The organism is Paragemmobacter amnigenus (assembly GCF_009908265.2).
Lineage (GTDB): Bacteria > Pseudomonadota > Alphaproteobacteria > Rhodobacterales > Rhodobacteraceae > Paragemmobacter > Paragemmobacter amnigenus.
Genome location: NZ_JAAATX020000004.1, coordinates 130,183 through 148,484 on the forward strand (window position 1 = coordinate 130,183; position 18,302 = coordinate 148,484).

An 18,302-nucleotide genomic window follows, 5' to 3' on the forward strand; every position below is an offset into this window, starting at 1 on the left:
AAAAATATAAAAGATAAAAATTAACTAAAGATAAATAAAACCCCGACCCTCGTGGATCAAACCGGCCCCGGAAGCCCATCCCTTATATTGCGGATCGGGAATGCGGCTGATAACGTTCACATAGATTAATTCAGGGACAGGCAATGCCAAACCGAGAGTCAGTGAACGATGTGATGCACAAGTTCCGGATCGGTCCGGAGGACCTCGCCCTTGTCAGGGCAGCGGGCTCCGTCATCCTTCCCGAAATCGACGACCATATCGAGGAATTCTATCACTGGCTCGCCGTCCACGACGAATACCAGACCTTCTTCAGTCATAACGAAGGCCGCCTTGCCCGCGTCAAGTCGATGCAGGTCCTGCACTGGAAAACCTTTTTCGAGGCGCAGATCGACGCCGAGTGGATGGCCTCGCGCCGCCATGTCGGGGCGGTCCATGCCCATATCAACCTGCCCAACGACATTTATTTCGCTGGCGTCTGCCGCAGCTCGGAATCCATCATCCGCCGCCTGCGCCACATGGACGACCGCCTTGAACAGATCGAGGCGACGATCGACTCCGTCGGCAAGCTGATGTTCTTCGACGCCTTCGTGGTGATCGAGGAAATCGCCCGCAGCCAGCGCGAGAAGATCGAGGCCGGCAGCAAGGCCCTGCTCGAGATGTCCACCCCCGTCACCCCGATCTGGGAAGGCATCCTGCTCCTGCCGCTCGTGGGGGTCATCGACTCCGAACGCACGCAGGACATCATGACCAAGACTCTCAACAAGATAGCCGAGACGCGCGCCCGCGTCTTCGTGCTCGACATTTCGGGCGTGGGCGCGATGGATACGGCCGTCGCCAACCAGCTGATCAAGATCACCCGCGCGACCCAGCTCATGGGATGCGAAACGATCATTTCCGGCGTCTCGCCCACCATCGCCCGCACTCTTGTCGAACTGGGCGTCAATGTGGGCGATGTCCGCACCACCGCGACCCTGCGCGATTCCTTCGAACTTGCCCTGCGTTCGGTCGGCGCGGGGCGCGAGCTCTTCGGGTCCGAACGGCCGGTCGCGGGATAGGCGCGCCGTGTCCGGCAGGCAGGACCACCGGCAGATGCAGGGCGACCGCTCGGTCGTGCGGACACGCGTGAACGACTGCCTCGTCATCACCGCCCCGCCCGATCTGGGGCAGGGCCGGCTTCAGGAACTCGAACGCCTGACCATCGACGCCCTGTGCGAACAGAAGGCCACCGCGGTCATCTTCGAACTGACGGGCGTCAACTACATGGACGTGCAGGAATTCCACGACCTGCGGACGGTGGCGACGCTGGTGCGCCACCTTGGCGCGCGCACGGTCTTCGTCGGGCTCCGCCCGGGGATCATCAGCCATCTGGTCAAATCCGACGCCGACATCTCGGGCATACAGGGCGCGCTCGGGCTGGACGACGCGCTTGCCCTCTTCGCGGTCTAGGCCATGCAGCAACGCCCGGTCCCCGACGGCTCCGTCACCTTCCCCATCGCCGACACGCTCGACCTGCGGATCGCGATCAGCCGCATGGCAAAACTGCCATGGATGGACCTTGCCGACGATATGGAACGCGGCCTTCTGGCAACCATCGTCTCGGAACTGGGCACCAACATCCTGAAATACGCAGGCCGCGGCAAGATCACCCTCGCCTTCACCTCGGGCCGCGATGGCCAGTCGGTGGAAATCTCGGCGCGCGACTACGGCCCCGGCATCGACGACATCGCCCTTGCGATGAAGGACCATTTCACCACCGGCCACACGCTCGGTCTGGGGCTGCCGGGGGTGCGGCGGATGGCGGACGGGTTCAGCATCTCGTCCAAACCGGGGCAGGGCACGCTCGTCATCGCGCAAAAGACCATCGGCGGGCGCGGCAGAGGCAGACCCGCGCGCCCCGCCCTGCCCGACGGCCCGCCGCCGCCCCCGCGCCCGACCCTCGCCGCCACAGGGTGGGAGGCCGGCGCCTTCGTCCGCCCCATGCCCGGCACGATCCGCGGCGGCGACCTCGCCCTGATCCGGCCCGTGGGCGACTGCATCCTTCTGGCCATCGCCGATGTCACCGGCCATGGCGAACGGGCCCACAGCCTGCGCGGCCGGATCGAATCCCTTGTCCAGACATGGGCGGGGCAGGACCCCGCCCTGCTCATGCGCGACATCCACGCCACCCTCATCGGCACCATCGGGGCCGCCGTGGGCCTTCTGCTGATCGACACCGCCGCCGCGCGCTTTTCCTATGTCGGGGTCGGCAATACCGGCGTGGCACGGGTGGTGGGCGACCGCTGGCGCGGCGTGTCCAAGGACGGGCTGCTCGGCTCGCGCCTGCCGGGCCTGCTGGCGCAGGACGGCGCGCTGGACCGCGGCGACACCTTCCTGATGTGGACCGACGGCATCTCGGAACTGCAAGGCCCGCGCTACGCACAGGAAAACCGCAGCGTCCCCGCCCAGACCCTTGCCCGCAACCTCGCCACCACGCTGGGCAAGCCGCATGACGACGCGGGCTGCGTCCTGTTCCGGTGGCTGTGATGGCAGACCTCGCCACGCTCCGCGTCGAAACCGAAGATGACCTGCACGAGGCGCGCGCGCGCTACTTCGCCTTCGTCTCGGAACTGACCGGCACCCGCGACATCGCGGCGGAACTCACCGGCACCTTCTCGCAGGACCTGCGCCACTGCCTGAACGCGGGCCATGCCGCCCTCGCCCATGTGCAGCTTGCCGAAGGGCAGGGACAGGCCAACCTCAGGCTCAGCATCCGGCAGACCCCGCCCGATACGCCCGCCGCTGCCCCCCTCGACACGCCCGGCTTCCCCCCCGGCCCGCCCGTCACGCGCAGCTTCCCCCTTCCCGCCCGCATGCCGTCACCGGACCGGCTGCAACGGCTCTCGGCCATCCTGAACGAGAAATCGCGCAACGAACTCTTCCGCGAACTCAACGACAAGAACCTCCAGCTACAGGCCGCCACGCAAGAGGCGCTCTCGGCCGCGCAGGCCAAATCCGAATTCCTCGCCAATATGAGCCACGAGATCCGCACCCCCATGAACGCGATCATGGGCATGGCGAACCTCGTTCTGGACACCGACCTCAACCCGCGCCAGCGCAACCATGTCGAACGCATCCAGCAATCGGCGCGCAACCTTCTGTCGATCATCAACGACCTTCTCGATTTCTCCAAGATCGAGGCCGGCCGCATGACCATCGAACAGACCGATTTCCCCAGCGAAACCCTGTTCCGCGACCTCGTCTCGGTCGTGTCGGACAGGGCGGAGTCCAAGGGGCTGGAACTCGTCTTCCGCATCGCCCCCGACGTGCCCGCCACCCTGCACGGCGATCCGCTGCGGATCGGCCAGATCCTCATCAATCTGGTCAACAACGCCATCAAATTCACCGAAAAGGGCGAGGTGGTGGTCGACGCCTCGGTTCTGGAACAGCACGACACCCACCTCGTCCTGCATTTCGGGGTCAGGGACACGGGCATCGGCATCCACCCCCGCCATATCGGCCAGCTCTTCCGCAGCTTCGAACAGGGCGATGCCTCGACCACGCGGCGCTTCGGCGGCACGGGTCTGGGCCTCGTGATCTGCAAGCAACTGGCCGAGATGATGGGCGGCACCGTCGGTGTGGAAAGCGAATTCGGGCAGGGCTCGCAGTTCTGGTTCACCCTGCGCCTGCCCCATGCCGAACGCCAGCCGCCCCTGCCCGATACCTCGCCCCTGCACGGGCGCATCGTGGCGGTGGTCGACGACAACGACTCCGCCCGCGACGCCATCGCCGATCTCCTGCGCTCGCTCGGGGCGGTTCCGGTCCCCCTCGGCTCGGGCGAGGCGCTGCGCGCGCTCCTGCAGGCCGACCCTGCCGGCAGCGGGATCGACGTCGCCCTGATCGACAGCACGCTGGACGGCGAAAGCGGCCCCGACCTTGCCGCCACCGTCCGCAGGCTCGACCTGCCGCGCCTGCCGAAACTCGTCCTCCTCTCCACACTGGGGTTCGAGATCGTCCACGCCGCCCGCATCCACGACACCTTTGACGACACGCTCTGCAAACCCGCGCTGCGCTCGTCCCTGATGCACACCCTCCACAACGCCATCTTCCCCGCCCCCTCCGGCACCGCCGATGCGCCCGACACCCGACGCGGGCCCAGACGCGACAGCGTGGCGCGCGACTATTCCCGCCTGCGCGTGCTGGTGGTCGAGGATAACGAGATCAACCGCGAGGTCGCCGTCGGCCTCTTCGGCCAGCGCGGCCTGACCATCGAGACGGCGGTGAACGGTCAGGACGGCGTGACCCGCGCCTCGGCGGAACCGTGGGACATCATCTTCATGGACATGCACATGCCCGTGATGGACGGCATCAGTGCTACGCAGGCCATCCGCAGGCTGCCCGACCGGCAGGACCTGCCGATCATCGCCCTCACCGCCAATGCCATGGCCGAGGACCGCGACCGCTGCCTGCACGCAGGCATGAACGACTTTGTCAGCAAACCCATAGACCCCCGCGAATTGTGGCGCATCCTCGACCGCTGGGTGCCCGACACGGGCCCCGCCTTGCCCGACATGGCGCAGACCGCCCCCGCCCCCGCGCACGATGCCCCGTCACCGGCGGCACTCCCGTCCTCCGACCTGATCGACCCCGCCGCCCTCCTGCACAACACGGGCGGCGACGTGACGCTGGCCCTGTCGATCCTGCGCGGATTTGCCCAACGCAATCCCGACTTCCTGCCCGCCTGCCGGACCGCGCTCGCCGCAGGCAACCTGACCGAACTGGAACGCGCCGCCCATACGATGAAGGGCGTCGCCGCCAATATCGGCGCGCCCCTCCTCTCGGCCGCCGCCGGCGCGCTCGAAACCGCAACGCGGGCGGGCGCAGCGCAGGACGAGCTTTCCGCCCTCCTCGACGCCCTCTCCCGCCCGCTCGACCGCCTTCTTGCCGACCTGACCGCCGTCTTCGACGCGCCCCCCGCCGCCCCGCCGCCGCCGCCCGCGGCGGACGACGCCGACGGCGCGGCGCGGGAACTGCGCGGCTTCACCGCCCTTCTCGCGGCCGACGACTTCCAGGTCCCCGCCGCCTTCCAGCGCCTCTCGCCCGCCGCCCGCGCCCATCTGGGCCCCGACCTCGACCGGCTGCAGCGCGCCATCACCGGATATGACTACGAAACGGCCCTGTCGATCCTCGCCCTGCGCGGCTTCGACTAGCAAGGACATCCCCCATGGCGACCGGCTTCAAACACACCGTGCTCCTCGTCGACGACGCGCCAGAAAACATCGAACTGATCGGTGGCCTCCTCAGCCTGCATTACAGGGTCAAGGTCGCCTCCAGCGGCGAACGCGCGCTCAAGATGCTCTCCTCCGGCGACCCGCCGGACCTCATCCTGCTCGACGTGGTCATGCCCGGCATCTCGGGCTGGGACGTCTGCCGCGCGATCAAGGCCCAGCCCCACCTCCAGCACATCCCCGTGATCTTCCTCACCGCCCGCGCCGACATGAAGGACGAACGCGAAGGTCTGGAACTCGGCGCGGTCGACTACATCACCAAACCGATCAGCCCGCCCATCCTCATGGCCCGCGTCGCCACCCATGTGCAGCTCAAACAGGCCCGCGACCTGCTGCGCGACAACAACGCCTACCTCACGGCCGAGGTGAAGCGCCGCACGGCCGAGATTTCCGCGCTTCAGGATGTCACCGTCGTCGCCCTCGCCTCGCTGGCCGAAACCCGCGACAACGAAACGGGCAACCACATCCGCCGCACCCAGCTCTATATCGAGGCACTGGTCACCGCCCTCCGGCCCCACCCGAAATTCGCGGATTTCCTGACCGAGGACGAGGCCGCGATCATCGTCCGCGCCGCCCCCCTGCATGACATCGGCAAGGTCGGCATCCCCGACCGCATCCTGCTCAAACCCGGACGGCTCGACCCCGACGAATTCGAGATCATGAAGACCCACACCCGCCTTGGCCATGACGCGCTGGTGCGCGCCGAACAGGCCATGCCCTTCAAAAGCCGCTTCCTGCGCGAGGCGCGCGACATCGCCCTCTCGCATCACGAACGCTGGGACGGCAAGGGCTATCCCGACGGCCTCGCAGGCGACCGTATCCCCGTCTCGGCACGGCTGATGGCGGTGGCCGATGTCTACGACGCCCTCATCAGCAAACGCTGCTACAAAGAGGCCATGCCCCAATCCACCGCGCTCGAGATCATCGCGCAGGGCGCGGGCACCCATTTCGACCCCGACATCGCCGCCGCCTTCCTGTCCATCTCGGACAAGGCGGCCCGCATCGCCGCCACCTTCGTCGACCCCTGACCAGCCGCCCGAAATGCAAAAACCCGCCGGACAGGCGGGCAAGGGATCGTCAGTCATCTGTCGGGGAAGGATCTGGTGGAGCAGAGGGGGATCGAACCCCTGACCTTATCATTGCGAACGATACGCTCTCCCAACTGAGCTACTGCCCCATCCGCGCGGGCGTTCTCGCGCAAAGCCCGCGCCTTGTCAAGCGACCGGAGGCGCGGTTTTCACCCCGTCCCCGCCGCGACATGCGACCGCACGAAGGCCGCGATATCCGCCGCCGGCCGCGCCCCGGCCAGCCGCGCCACCTCGCGCCCGCGATGATACAGGACCAGCGCGGGAATCCCCCGGATCGCCGCCCGCTGCGCCACCGCCGGATGCGCCTCGGTATCCAGCTTGGCAAAGCGCACCGCAGGGGCCATCGCCTTGGCCGCCTTGGCGAATTCCGGTGCCATCATCCGGCAGGGCCCGCACCATGCCGCCCAGTAATCGACCAGCAGCGGCAGGTCATCCCCCCGCACCGCCCTGTCATGCGCCGCCGCGTCCAGCTCGAACACCCGCCCGTCCGCCAGCGCCGCCCCGCAGACCCCGCATTTCGGCCCCGCCGCCAGCTTCGCCGCAGGCACGCGGTTCATCTGCCCGCAGGCCACACAGCACAGTTTCACCGCCTCGGCCATCCGGCCCTCCATCACATGCAATTTTCATGATATGTGGAGAGGGCGGCCCCCCTTTCAAGCCCCTTCATCTTGGTCCAAATACCCTCAAGGGGTGAATTGGCCGCCCTGCGGCCAAGAGGGGACGGAACGTCCCCTGCCGCGGAGGCCGCACGCAGACGCCGACGACCGGACCGCCGCTCCATCCGGCACCCGACGATCAGAGGAAATCGCTCTCCACTTCCGTCACGTCGATGCCCATCGCCTCCAGCCCCGCCTCCAGATTCTCGGCCAGATGCGGCATCCCCATCAGATACTGGTCCGTCGGGATCGTCGCCTCGGCATAGGCGGTTTCGACCGCGGTCTGGTAGTCCTCGGGCTCGAAAGCGCCGCGCCCGACCCATGCGATGGCGGTCAGATGCGCCTTCTCGTCATCGTTCAGACCCTCGATGAAGGCGTGCAACTCGCCATCCGCCGCGTCGCCCTCCCGCGACTGGAAGATCACATGCACCACCTTTTCCGGACTGATCTCCAACATGGCGCGACTCCCTCTTGTCCCTGTCCGATGGTCGCGCCGCGCGCCCCGCTGTGCAAGCCCTAACCTGCCAGCGCGAAGCCCGCCGCATAGGCCACGGCCCCCGCCAGCGTGGCCAGCACGACCGACCGCCGCCAGACCCAGACCGCCACCACCCCCGCCGTCCCCGCCAGCGGCGCGGCCACCGCGCCCGCCTGCACGAAAGGCAGGCTCGATGCCACGAACAGCGTGGCAATCGCCGCAGGCCCCACGGCGGCCAGAAACCGCGCCAGAACCCCGTCGCCCCCGCCAGCGCCCCCGCCACTGCCAAGGCCAAAGCGGATCGGCAGATAGCGGAAGGCCCAGTTCGCCGCCCCCACGACCAGCGCCAGCACCAGCACCTCGCCACTCATCCCCGCGCCCTCCGCAGCACGCCTGCCAGCGCGCCCGCCACCATCCCGCCAAGGATGCCGCCGGTCGAGGACACCGCCAGCGTCCCCGCCACGCAGGCCAGCCCCGCCACCGTGATCACCGGCACCTGCGGCCGCGTCAGGATGGACAAGAGCAGCGCAAGGAACAGCGCGGGCAGCAAAAACCCCAGCCCCGCCTGCAGCACCGGCCAGCCCTCCAGCGCCCCGCCCCCCGCCAGCGCCCCCGCCACCGTGCCGGAAATCCACGCCGCATAGGGCAGAAGGCCCAGCCCGAACATCCCCGCTTCGGAAAACCGCTTGCCCCGCGCGATCTCGCCCAGCGCCGCGCCGAACACCTCGTCCGTCAGTCCCCAGGCCCAGAGCCACGCATGCCGCTTGCCCGCCCCGCCCCCCGCCGCCTTCATCAGCGCAGGGCCATAAAGGACATGCCGCAAATTCATCGCGATCAGCGTGAACGCCGCCACCGGCAGCGCCGCCCCCGATGTCAGCAGCGCCAGCGCAAGGAATTGCGACGCCCCGGCATAGATGATCACCGACAGCGCCGCCGCCTCCCACCCGCTCAGCCCCGCCCCCGTCGCCGCCACACCAAAGGCGAAGGCGATGGGAAAATAGCCCAACCCGATGGGCAGCGCCGTCACCAGTCCGGCTGTGAATGTCTCCTGCCGCGCGTCCATGATCCCTCCACGCCGGACGCAGGGCTAACCGTGCCGTCGGACGGCGTCAACTCTGGGGGCCAATCCGAGCAACGGTCAGGATTGGCCCGTGCTACAGGCACGGGCCGCGCACGACCCGCCCCGGCGGATCATGCGCGCCCCTACCACCGGTCACGCGAAACGTGCCACTGGCACCTTTCGCGCGCCCTCGCACTTGCAGCCACCAGATCACCCCCTGCGCACCCACGCACAGAAACCAAAAAGGCGCACCCGAAGGTGCGCCAATTTGTATGTACACTTTGCGGTACTGTTTGCGGCACGAAAGCCGGACAACCCCGCCCTACTCCGCCGCCTGGGCATAGCTCTCCACCGGCGGGCAGATGCAGATCAGGTTGCGGTCGCCATGGACATTGTCCACGCGGCCCACGGGCGGCCAGTACTTGTCCACCCGGAACGCCCCGGGCGGGAAGCAGCCCTGCTCGCGCGGGTATTTCCGCGTCCAGTCCGCCACCAGATCCTCCACCGTGTGCGGCGCATGGCGCAAGGGCGAATCCTCGGCAGAAATCTCCCCCTTTTCAACGGCTTCGATCTCGGCCCTGATCGCCATCAGCGCGGTGATGAACCGGTCGATCTCGGCCTTCGTCTCGCTCTCCGTCGGCTCCACCATCAGCGTGCCCGCCACCGGCCAGCTCATCGTCGGCGCGTGGAAGCCGTTGTCGATCAACCGCTTGGCGATGTCATCCACCGTCACGCCCACCTCCGCAAAGGGCCGCGTGTCCAGAATGCACTCATGCGCCACCCGCCCCTTGTTCCCCATGAACAGGATCGGATAAGCCCCCTTCAGCCGCGCCGCGATATAGTTCGCATTCAGGATCGCCACCCGCGTCGCCTGCGTCAGCCCCTCGCCCCCCATCATCAGGCAATAGGCCCAAGAAATCAGCAGGATGGAGGCAGACCCGTAAGGCGCCGCAGATACCGGCCCTTCCGAGCCACCCGTCTCCGGATGCCCCGGCAGATAGGGCGCCAGATGTGCCTTGACGCCAATCGGCCCCATGCCGGGACCACCGCCGCCATGCGGAATGGCAAAGGTCTTGTGCAGGTTCAGGTGGCTCACATCGCTGCCGATCTCGCCGGGTTTCACGAGCCCCACCAGCGCGTTCATGTTCGCGCCATCCAGATAGACCTGCCCCCCGAACTCATGCGTGATCTTGCAGATCTCCCGCACCGTTTCCTCGAACACGCCATGCGTGGACGGATAGGTGATCATGCAGGCCGCCAGATTTTCCCCAGCCTCTTCAGCCCTTTGCCGGAAATCCTCCAGATCCACATCGCCATTCGGCGCCGACTTCACCACGACCACCTGCATCCCCGCCATCTGCGCGCTGGCAGGGTTCGTCCCATGCGCCGACACGGGGATCAGGCAGATGTTCCGGTGCCCCTGCCCCCGCGCACGGTGATAGGCCTGAATGGTAAGAAGTCCCGCATATTCCCCCTGCGCACCGCTGTTGGGCTGCATGGAGAAGGCATCATACCCCGTCACCTCGCACAGCTTGGCCGTCAGGTCCTCGATCGCCTCGCGGTATCCCGCCGCCTGATCCGCCGGCGCAAAGGGGTGCAGCGTGCCGAATTCCGGCCAGGTGATCGGCATCATCTCTGCCGCCGCGTTCAGCTTCATCGTGCAAGAGCCCAGCGGGATCATCGCCCGATCCAGCGCAAGGTCGCGATCCGACAGACGGCGCATGTAGCGCATCATCTCGGATTCCGCGCGGTTCATGTGGAAAACGGGATGGGTCAGGTACTCCGTCGTCCGCACCATCTCCTCGGGGAAGCCCAGCGTCGCGCGGTGGGGCGGCACGCCCTCGATGCCAAAGGCCCGCAGCACGCGGATCAGCACCTTTTCATCCGTCGTCTCGTCCAGCGAGATGCCGACGCGGTCGCTGCCGATCTTGCGGAAGTTCAACCCCTCATGCCGTGCGGCGGCCAGAATACCGGCCTGCCCGACACCCACCTCCACCGTGATCGTGTCGAAGAACGCCTTGGGGCTGACCTTCGCCCCCGCCGCCTTCAGGGCGCGGGCCAGACGGTTGGTCAGGAAATGCACCCGTTCCGCAATGGCGCGCAGCCCCTTCGGCCCGTGGAACACCGCATAGAAGGACGCCATCACCGCCAGCAGCGCCTGCGCCGTGCAGACGTTGCTCGTCGCCTTCTCACGCCGGATATGCTGTTCGCGTGTCTGCAGCGACAGCCGGTAGGCCTTGTTCCCCCGCGCATCGATGGACACGCCGACGATCCGCCCCGGCATAGCGCGCTTGTAATCATCCTTGCAGGACATGAAGGCCGCATGGGGGCCACCGTACCCCATCGGCACGCCAAACCGCTGGCTGGACCCGATGGCAATATCCGCCCCCATCGCGCCCGGTTCTTTCAAAATGGTTAACGCCAGCAGATCGGTGGCGACGACAGCCACCGCCTTGGCCGCATGCAGCGCCGCGATTTCCTTTGTGAAATCCGTGACATGCCCATAGGTGCCCGGATACTGGAAGATCGCCCCGAACACCTTTTCCGGCTCCATCTTGGCCGGATCGCCCACGATCACCTCGATCCCCAGCGGCACCGCACGGGTCCGGATGACCTCGATCGTCTGCGGATGGCAGCCCTGATCGACGAAGAACCCCTTGGCCTTCGACTTCGCCACCCGCTCGGCCATCGCCATGGCCTCGGCCGCCGCCGTCGCCTCGTCAAGCAGCGACGCATTGGCCACCGGCAGGCCCGTCAGGTCGGCAATCATCGTCTGATAGTTCAGCAGCGCCTCGAGCCGACCTTGCGCGATCTCCGGCTGATAGGGCGTATAGGCCGTATACCACGCGGGGTTCTCAAGGATGTTCCGCTGGATCGCAGGCGGCGTCACCGTGCCGTAATAGCCCTGCCCGATCAGGCTGGTCATCACCTTGTTCCGCGCCCCCACAGCCCGCATCCGCGCCAGCAGCTCATGCTCCGACAGCGGCGCCCAGCCCAAGGGGATGCTCTGCCGGATGGATGCCGGAACCGTCTGGTCGATCAGCTCGTCCAGCGTCTTGACGCCCACGACCTTCAGCATCTCCTCCATCTCGGACGGCGAAGGCCCGATATGGCGGCGGTTGGCGAAGTCATAGGGGTTGTAGTCGACAGGTGTGTAAGACATGGCGCGGCCTCACCGGATGCGGGTTTGGGCATGACGGCCGCCGCACGCGCCCGCCAAATTCCTTCGAAGGAATTTGCAAAAGTTTTGGAAAACTTTTGCCTATCAACGGCTTGCCGGGATCACCCGATCAGGTCGTTATACTCGTCCTCGTCCATGAACTGGTCCAGAACCGACAGGTCATCCAGCTTCATCTTGAAGAACCACGCGGCCCCCGTCGGGTCCTCGTTCACCAGACCGGGGTTGTCGGTCAGCTTGGAATTGACCGCGACGATCTCGCCATCCACGGGGGCAAGGATGTCGGACGCCGCCTTGACGCTCTCGATCACCACGACCTCGTCGCCTGCCGCGACCATCGTCTCGGTCTCGGGCAGCTCGACAAAGACCACGTCGCCCAGTTGTGTCGCGGCATGTTCCGTGATGCCGACGACGACATAGTCACCCTCGACCCGCAGCCATTCATGTTCTTCGGTATACTTCATCGCACGTCCTCAACGCTTGTAGGTGGTGGGGTTGAAAGGCATATCGACCAGCGTCACGGGCAGGCGCTTGCCGCGCACCTCGCCCTCGACGGCCTGACCGGATTTCGCGAATGCCGCAGGCACATAGCCCATGGCGACAGGGGCCTCGACACTCGGCCCGAACCCGCCGGATGTCACGCGGCCAAGGGACGTGCCATCCGTCGCGAACAGCTCCACCCCCTCGCGCATCGGCGCGCGGCCCTCGGGGCGCAGGCCCACGCGGCACCGCTCCGGCCCCTCGGCCAGTTCCCGCAGGATGCGCGCGGCACCGGGAAAGCCGCCCTCGCGCGCGCCACCCGCACGGCGGGCCTTCTGGATCGCCCATGTCAGACCGGCCTCGACGGGGCTGGTCGTGGTGTCGATGTCATGGCCATAGAGGCACAGCCCCGCCTCCAGCCGCAGGGAATCCCGCGCGCCCAGACCGATGGGCATCACGCCGTCGCAGGCCAGCAAGGCCCGCACGAACGCCTCCGCTGCCGCATCGGGCACCGAAACCTCATAGCCATCCTCGCCGGTATAGCCCGACCGCGACACCCACAGCTCGGCCCCCTGCCACGCGCAGATCGCCACATCCATGAACCGCATCGCCGCAACCTGCGGCACAAGGGACGCCAAAGCCTCCTCCGCCCCCGGCCCCTGCAACGCGATCAGGGCGCGGTCGGACAGGAACTCCACCTCCGCCACGTCGCCCAGATGGGCGCGCATATGGGCCACATCGGCCTCCTTGCAGGCCGCATTGACGACCACAAACAGATGGTCGCCGCGATTGGCGAACATCAGGTCATCCAGAATCCCGCCCGTCTCGTCGGTGAACAGCCCGTATCGCTGCCGCCCCTGCGCCAGCCCGGCCACATCGACCGGCATCAGCGCCTCGAAGCCCAGACACAGCGCCTCCATCCCCTTCTTCGGACGCAGGATCACCTGCCCCATATGGCTGACATCGAACAGCCCCGCAGCCGCGCGCGTGTGAAGATGCTCTTTCATCACCCCCGCGGGATACTGCACCGGCATCTCGTATCCGGCAAACGGGACCATCTTGCCCCCCAGTTCCACATGCAGGTCATGCAGACCCAATCGCTTCAGGTCGGACACCACGTCCCTCCCCCGTCATCAGCGCCGGTCTTGCAAACGCGGCACCGTCCGGACAGGCCAATCCCTGTCCCACGATGCCCCCTCTGTCCTTGCCCGATCCTCGGGCGCCTGAGATCGTTATCCCTTCGGCGGGCGCGTCCGCGCCACTCTCCAGAGTTCTTCGCCAGCAACGGTCCTGTTGCCTGAGAGTTTACCGGGGCGGTTGCTCCTTCGGCACCGGCTCACAAGGGGCACGCCCCGAGCGCCGGATTCTCCCGATGCTGACCCCCATGCAATACCCCGAGGCCGCGTCACCGGGCAAGCAAAATTTTGGATGCCACGGTATACAACGGGGCAAAACACCCCGTCGCAAAAGGCATCAAACCCGCGCGCCCGCCTCGACGCGGTCGATCACCCGCAGCGCCAGCCAGACCGCCAGCAGCCCGAAGAGGATGCCCCCCACCGCCTGCCCGACCAGCACGCCCTCCGCCCCCCACCACAGGCCCAGCGCCCATGCAAAGGGCACGGTCCCGATCGTATGCCGCCCCCAGTTCACCATGGTCGACTGCATCGCAGCCCCCAGATTGTTGCAGGCGGCATTGGCGACAAAGATCAGGCCGTTGAAAAAGAACAGCAAACTCAGCGGCCCGCAGAACAGGTAGATCAGGTCGCGCGTCTGCCCCGTCGCATGGAAAGCATCCGCGATGGCACCCCGCGCAAGGAACAGGATCGCCGACATCCCCACGATCACCAGCCCCGCAAAGACGATGGACTCGCGGAATGCCCGCCGCACGCGGTCCATCCGGCCTGCGCCAAGGTTCTGCCCGATGATCGGCCCCACCGCCCCCGACAGCGCGAAGATGATGCCAAAGGCCACGGGCGTCAGCCGCCCCGCGATGGCCATCCCCGCCACCGCCGCCTCGCCATGTCCCGCCACCATGCGCGTGACGACCGCCTGCCCCACCGGCGTGGCAAGCTGCGTCAGGATCGCCGGCCCCGAAATCGCGAAGATCGGCGCCGCCGCCAGCCAGACCGACCGCACTGACGGCCGCCCGAACCCGCCGTAATGCCGCCAGACCGGCCACAGCGCCATGCCCGAAATCGCCGCCCGCGACCCCCACCCCGCCAGCGCCGCCCCCGTCAGCCCCAGATCCGCCCAGAGGATCAGCACAGGGTCCAGCACCGCCAGCACCACCGCCCCCCAGACCGTCACCATCATCCCCCGCCGCGCATCCCCATGCGCCCGCAGCACCCCCGCCCCGATCATGCCCACCATCAGCAAAGGCTGCGACGGGACCAGCACCCGCAGAAAATGCAGCGCCTCCTCCGCCGTGCCGCCCGTGGCCCCCAGCAGGGCCACGATCCACGGCAGCGCCAGCCAGACCAGCGCCGCAAAGGCCCCGCCGAACCCCACGCCCAGCAACAGCCCCTCCGTCGTCCGCTGCCGCGCCAGCGCCACGTCCCGCGCCCCCACCGCCCGCGACACAAGCGCCGACACCCCCACCGACAGCCCGATCCCGAAGGCCGTGGTGAAGAAGAGCACCGCCCCCGCATAGCCGATCGCCGCCGTCTTTTCGGGGTCTTTCAGCCAGCTGATGTACAGCATGTTGATCAGGTCCACGACGAAGATCGCCATCAACCCGACCGAGGATGTCAGCGACATCACCGCGATATGCCGGAACAGGTTGCCCGACACGAACTTCGCCTGTTCAGGCCCCGCCATCCCCGCCGCCGTCACGCCAGTCCCCCCTTCGAAAGGCCCCTGCCCTTCATCCGTTCTCAAATATCCTGCGGGGGTCCGGGGGTGCAAAACCCCCGGTCCGACGTTTCAACCGTCACGACGTCGGGACCGAAGCGCCCGAATTTTCGCCAGAAAATTCGCCCTCAGCCCGCCTTAACCACCTTCAACAGCGGCATCACATCCGCCATCTCCGGCCCGTTCGCCCGCCCCGTCAGCGCCTTGCGCAGCGGCATGTAAAGCTGCTTGCCCTTCCGCCCCGTCGCGGCCTTCACCGCCTCCGTCCACTCGCCCCAGGTCGCCTGCGTCCAGGGCCGCGCGGGCAGCATCGCCACCGCCTGCGCCACGAATTCCTCGTCGCCCGCCTCGACCATGGGCTCCGCCCCGTCGCGGAACAGGGTCCACCACTCGCCCAGATCGTCCAGCACCGTGATATTGCCCTTGGCCACGTTCCAGAACGCCTCCGCCTCGCCCGCCGGCACGCCCAGCGCGGCGATCCGGTCAGCCACCGCCGCATAGGGCAGCCCCTGCACATGCGCCCGCGTCAGCGGGAACAGGTCCTCGGCATCGAACTTCGTCGGCGCCGCGCCGAAGGATCCCACATCGAACCCGTCGATCAGGTCCTGCATGCTTGACGCCAGTTCCACCGGCTTCGACGACCCCAGCCGCGCCATGAGCGACATCAGCGCCAAGGGCGCCACCCCCCGCGCCCGCAAGTCGCGCAGGCTCAGCACGCCCAGACGCTTGGACAATTCCTCGCCCTGCGGGCCGGTCAGCAGGCTGTGATGGGCAAACTGCGGCGGCGTGCCGCCCAGCGCCTTCATGATCTGGATCTGCGTCGCGGTATTCGTCACATGGTCCGCGCCCCGCACGATATGCGTGACGCCCATGTCCACGTCATCCACCGACGAGGCGAAGGTATAAAGAACCTGCCCGTCCGCCTTGATCAGCACGGGGTCCGACACCGACGCCGCATCGATGGAAATGTCCCCGATGATCCCGTCGCGCCACTCGATCCGCTCCTGATCCAGACGAAAGCGCCAATAGCCCTGCCGCCCCTCGGCGCGATAGGCCGCCTTCTGCTCTTCGGTCAGGTGCAGCGATGCGCGGTCATAAACCGGCGGCTTGCCCATGTTCAGCAGTTTCTTCCGCTTCAGGTCCAGTTCGGTCGGCGTCTCGAAACACTCGTAGAACCGCCCCGCCGCCTTCAACTGCTCGGCCGCCTCGGCATAGCGCGCCAGCCGCTTGGACTGCTGTTCCACGCGGTCATAGCGGATGCCCAGCCAGTCCAGATCCTCCATCAGCCCGTCGATATATTCCTGCTTGGAGCGCTCCTGATCCGTGTCATCCAGCCGCAGGATGAAGGTCCCCCCCGCCTTGCGGGTGATCAGGTAATTCATCAGCGCGGTGCGCAGGTTGCCCACATGGATGTAACCGGTGGGCGAGGGCGCGAAACGGGTGGTGACGGCAGAAGCGGTGGACATGGGGGAACGGCTCCGTTGGAACCCCGTTCCTCTTTCACAGGCGGGCGCTTTTGTCCATATCTGGGGGATGGAGGGCCCGCATGACCACAGCCGACAACCCCGACGAGGATGCGCCCGGATGGGACGGCTTCACCGCCCCCGACCTTGCGCTGTTCGAACAGCTTGCCCATGACGCCGTGGTCAACCTGCCCCAGCCGTGGCGCGACGCGGCAACGCGCGTCGCCCTGCGGATCACCGACTTCCCGCCCGACGAGGTGCTGGAGGCGATGGGTCTGGAAGACCCCTACGAACTCACCGGCCTTTACGAAGGCACCCCCCTGACCGAGAAATCGGTGATGGACCAGCCCCAGCATCCCGACGTGGTCTGGCTTTTCCGCCGCCCGATCCTTGAAGAATGGATCGACCGCGGAGATGTGGGTCTGGGCGATCTGGTGTCGCATGTGGTGGTGCATGAACTGGCGCACCATTTCGGCTGGTCGGATGACGACATCGCCGCCATCGACCCGTGGTGGGAATAGCCCCGATCCGGCGCAACGGCAGGGCGGCGGCCGCACCGCGGGGTGGTCGCACGTATACGTGCGGCCGCCCCGTGGGGGCGGTGCGGCCGCCGCCCGGGGCTTTGGCCCCGGGCGAAACCCAGACCTGCCCGACGCTCCCATGCCCCCACCCCGCACAACCGCACAGCGACTGTGCGCCCGTTCGCACCCGTTAACGTCACCGTGACTGGCCCGCCCCCGCCCCGACCCTATCCTTCCGGATAGTACTTCAAACCGGAGGATGCCACATGACGACCCCGACCCTGTCGCGCCGCTCGGCGCTGTTTGCCGGTGCCGCCCTTCCGCTTGCCGCCCCCGCGCTGCTTTCCGCCCGCCCCGCCCTTGCCGCCGCGCCCCAGCAGGGCGCAGGCCACGCCCCCTTCCACCGCGTGAAACTGGGCGCCTTCGAGGTCACGACCATCCTCGCCGGCACCCGCGCGGGCGACAAGCCGCAGGAAACCTTCGGCATGAACGTCCCGGCCGAGGAATTCGCCGCCGTCTCCGCCGCGAATTTCATCCCCGCCGACCGGACCTTCAACTTCTTCACCCCCGTCGTGGTGAACACCGGCGCGGAGCTTGTCCTCTTCGACACGGGCCTTGACGCCACCGCCACCACCGCCGCCCTTTCCGGCGCGGGCATCACCCCCGACCAGATCGACATCGTCATCATCACCCACATGCACGGCGACCATATCGGCGGCCTCTCGGGCGAGGATGGCAGCCCGACCTACACCAATGCCCGCTACGTCACCGGCGCGACCGAACACAACACCTGGTCCGCCGCCGGGAACGAGACGTTCGACGCCAAGGTCAAACCGCTGAACGAGAAGTTCAGCTTCCTCGATGACGGCGGCGCGGTCGTCTCGGGCATCACCGCCATGGCCGCCCCCGGCCACACCCCCGGCCATTTCACCTATATGCTGGAAAGCGGCAACGCCCGCATGGCGATCCTTGCCGACACCACCAACCACTATGTCTGGTCCCTCGCCCATCCCGACTGGGAGGTCCGCTTCGATCAGGACAAGGCACAGGCCGCCGCCACCCGCCGCCAGATCCTCGGGATGCTCGCCACCGACCGCATCCCCTTTGCGGGCTACCACATGCCTTTCCCCGCCATCGGCTATGTCGAGGCGAATGGCGACGGCTTCCGCTACGTTCCGGCCAGCTACCAGCTCATGCTCTAAGGCAGGGGCGGGGCAAGGCCACCGCTTGCCCCGCACCACCTTGCCCCATACCATCCGTTAGCGCT

16 protein-coding genes, 1 tRNA gene and 1 riboswitch are annotated in these 18,302 nt (G+C 67.3%); of the genes, 7 read left to right on the forward strand and 10 right to left on the reverse strand.

Annotated features, from left to right (window positions below):
• Positions 1 to 161: 161 nt before the first annotated feature.
• Genes GU927_RS06715 through GU927_RS06735 form a run of 5 tightly spaced genes read left to right on the forward strand, consistent with a single transcriptional unit; the run spans position 162 to position 6,292 of the window.
• Positions 162 to 1,055: a protoglobin domain-containing protein gene (locus GU927_RS06715; protein ID WP_217765551.1), complete on the forward strand. Its 894-nt coding sequence runs from the start codon at positions 162 to 164 to the stop codon at positions 1,053 to 1,055.
• A 7-nt stretch (positions 1,056 to 1,062) separates the two neighbouring features.
• Positions 1,063 to 1,446, forward strand: coding sequence for an STAS domain-containing protein (locus tag GU927_RS06720; protein WP_161761585.1), 384 nt, complete (start codon positions 1,063 to 1,065; stop codon positions 1,444 to 1,446).
• 3 nt (positions 1,447 to 1,449) lie between these two features.
• Complete coding sequence (locus GU927_RS06725; protein ID WP_161761586.1) at positions 1,450 to 2,523, forward strand: ATP-binding protein; 1,074 nt, start codon at positions 1,450 to 1,452, stop codon at positions 2,521 to 2,523.
• The gene (locus tag GU927_RS06730; RefSeq protein ID WP_161761587.1) at positions 2,523 to 5,186 is read left to right on the forward strand and encodes a response regulator; all 2,664 of its coding nucleotides are present in this window, start codon (positions 2,523 to 2,525) and stop codon (positions 5,184 to 5,186) included. Before GU927_RS06725 ends, GU927_RS06730 begins: the two co-directional genes overlap by 1 nt.
• Before the next feature lie 14 nt (positions 5,187 to 5,200).
• Entirely contained in the window at positions 5,201 to 6,292 is a 1,092-nt protein-coding gene (locus GU927_RS06735; protein WP_161761588.1) for a response regulator, read from the forward strand.
• 73 nt (positions 6,293 to 6,365) lie between these two features.
• Here GU927_RS06735 and GU927_RS06740 read toward each other — a convergent pair.
• The 10 genes from GU927_RS06740 to gltX all read right to left on the reverse strand — a co-directional run bounded on the left by GU927_RS06740 (position 6,366) and on the right by gltX (position 16,517).
• Positions 6,366 to 6,441 (reverse strand) — tRNA-Ala (locus GU927_RS06740).
• A gap of 60 nt (positions 6,442 to 6,501) precedes the next feature.
• A complete protein-coding gene (locus tag GU927_RS06745) occupies positions 6,502 to 6,951 on the reverse strand; it encodes a thioredoxin domain-containing protein (RefSeq protein ID WP_161761589.1) in 450 nt (149 codons plus the stop codon).
• A gap of 196 nt (positions 6,952 to 7,147) precedes the next feature.
• A complete protein-coding gene (locus GU927_RS06750; RefSeq protein WP_161761590.1) occupies positions 7,148 to 7,465 on the reverse strand; it encodes a DUF3775 domain-containing protein in 318 nt (105 codons plus the stop codon).
• Positions 7,466 to 7,524: 59 nt separating this feature from the next.
• On the reverse strand, positions 7,525 to 7,854 hold the full coding sequence (locus tag GU927_RS06755; protein WP_161761591.1) for an AzlD domain-containing protein: 330 nt from the start codon (positions 7,852 to 7,854) through the stop codon (positions 7,525 to 7,527).
• A complete protein-coding gene (locus GU927_RS06760; protein WP_161761592.1) occupies positions 7,851 to 8,546 on the reverse strand; it encodes an AzlC family ABC transporter permease in 696 nt (231 codons plus the stop codon). Before GU927_RS06760 ends, GU927_RS06755 begins: the two co-directional genes overlap by 4 nt.
• Positions 8,547 to 8,865: 319 nt before the next feature.
• Positions 8,866 to 11,706, reverse strand: coding sequence for an aminomethyl-transferring glycine dehydrogenase (gene gcvP / locus GU927_RS06765; RefSeq protein ID WP_161761593.1), 2,841 nt, complete (start codon positions 11,704 to 11,706; stop codon positions 8,866 to 8,868).
• Positions 11,707 to 11,825: 119 nt separating this feature from the next.
• The gene (gene gcvH / locus GU927_RS06770; protein WP_161761594.1) at positions 11,826 to 12,185 is read right to left on the reverse strand and encodes a glycine cleavage system protein GcvH; all 360 of its coding nucleotides are present in this window, start codon (positions 12,183 to 12,185) and stop codon (positions 11,826 to 11,828) included.
• A gap of 9 nt (positions 12,186 to 12,194) precedes the next feature.
• Positions 12,195 to 13,316 carry a glycine cleavage system aminomethyltransferase GcvT gene (gcvT, locus tag GU927_RS06775; protein ID WP_161761595.1) on the reverse strand — a complete coding sequence of 374 codons (1,122 nt, stop codon included), beginning with the start codon at positions 13,314 to 13,316 and terminating at the stop codon, positions 12,195 to 12,197.
• Positions 13,317 to 13,476: 160 nt separating this feature from the next.
• A riboswitch (glycine riboswitch) is annotated at positions 13,477 to 13,583 on the reverse strand.
• A gap of 91 nt (positions 13,584 to 13,674) precedes the next feature.
• Positions 13,675 to 15,033, reverse strand: coding sequence for an MATE family efflux transporter (locus tag GU927_RS06780; protein WP_232489143.1), 1,359 nt, complete (start codon positions 15,031 to 15,033; stop codon positions 13,675 to 13,677).
• Positions 15,034 to 15,179: 146 nt separating this feature from the next.
• Positions 15,180 to 16,517 (reverse strand): glutamate--tRNA ligase, encoded by a 1,338-nt coding sequence (gene gltX / locus GU927_RS06785; RefSeq protein ID WP_161761596.1) that lies wholly within the window; start codon positions 16,515 to 16,517, stop codon positions 15,180 to 15,182.
• Between the two features lie 80 nt (positions 16,518 to 16,597).
• Between gltX and GU927_RS06790 the strand changes: the two genes are divergently transcribed.
• On the forward strand, positions 16,598 to 17,035 hold the full coding sequence (locus tag GU927_RS06790) for a metallopeptidase family protein (protein WP_161761597.1): 438 nt from the start codon (positions 16,598 to 16,600) through the stop codon (positions 17,033 to 17,035).
• Positions 17,036 to 17,301: 266 nt separating this feature from the next.
• A complete protein-coding gene (locus tag GU927_RS06795; RefSeq protein WP_161761598.1) occupies positions 17,302 to 18,237 on the forward strand; it encodes an MBL fold metallo-hydrolase in 936 nt (311 codons plus the stop codon).
• Positions 18,238 to 18,302 lie beyond the last annotated feature (65 nt).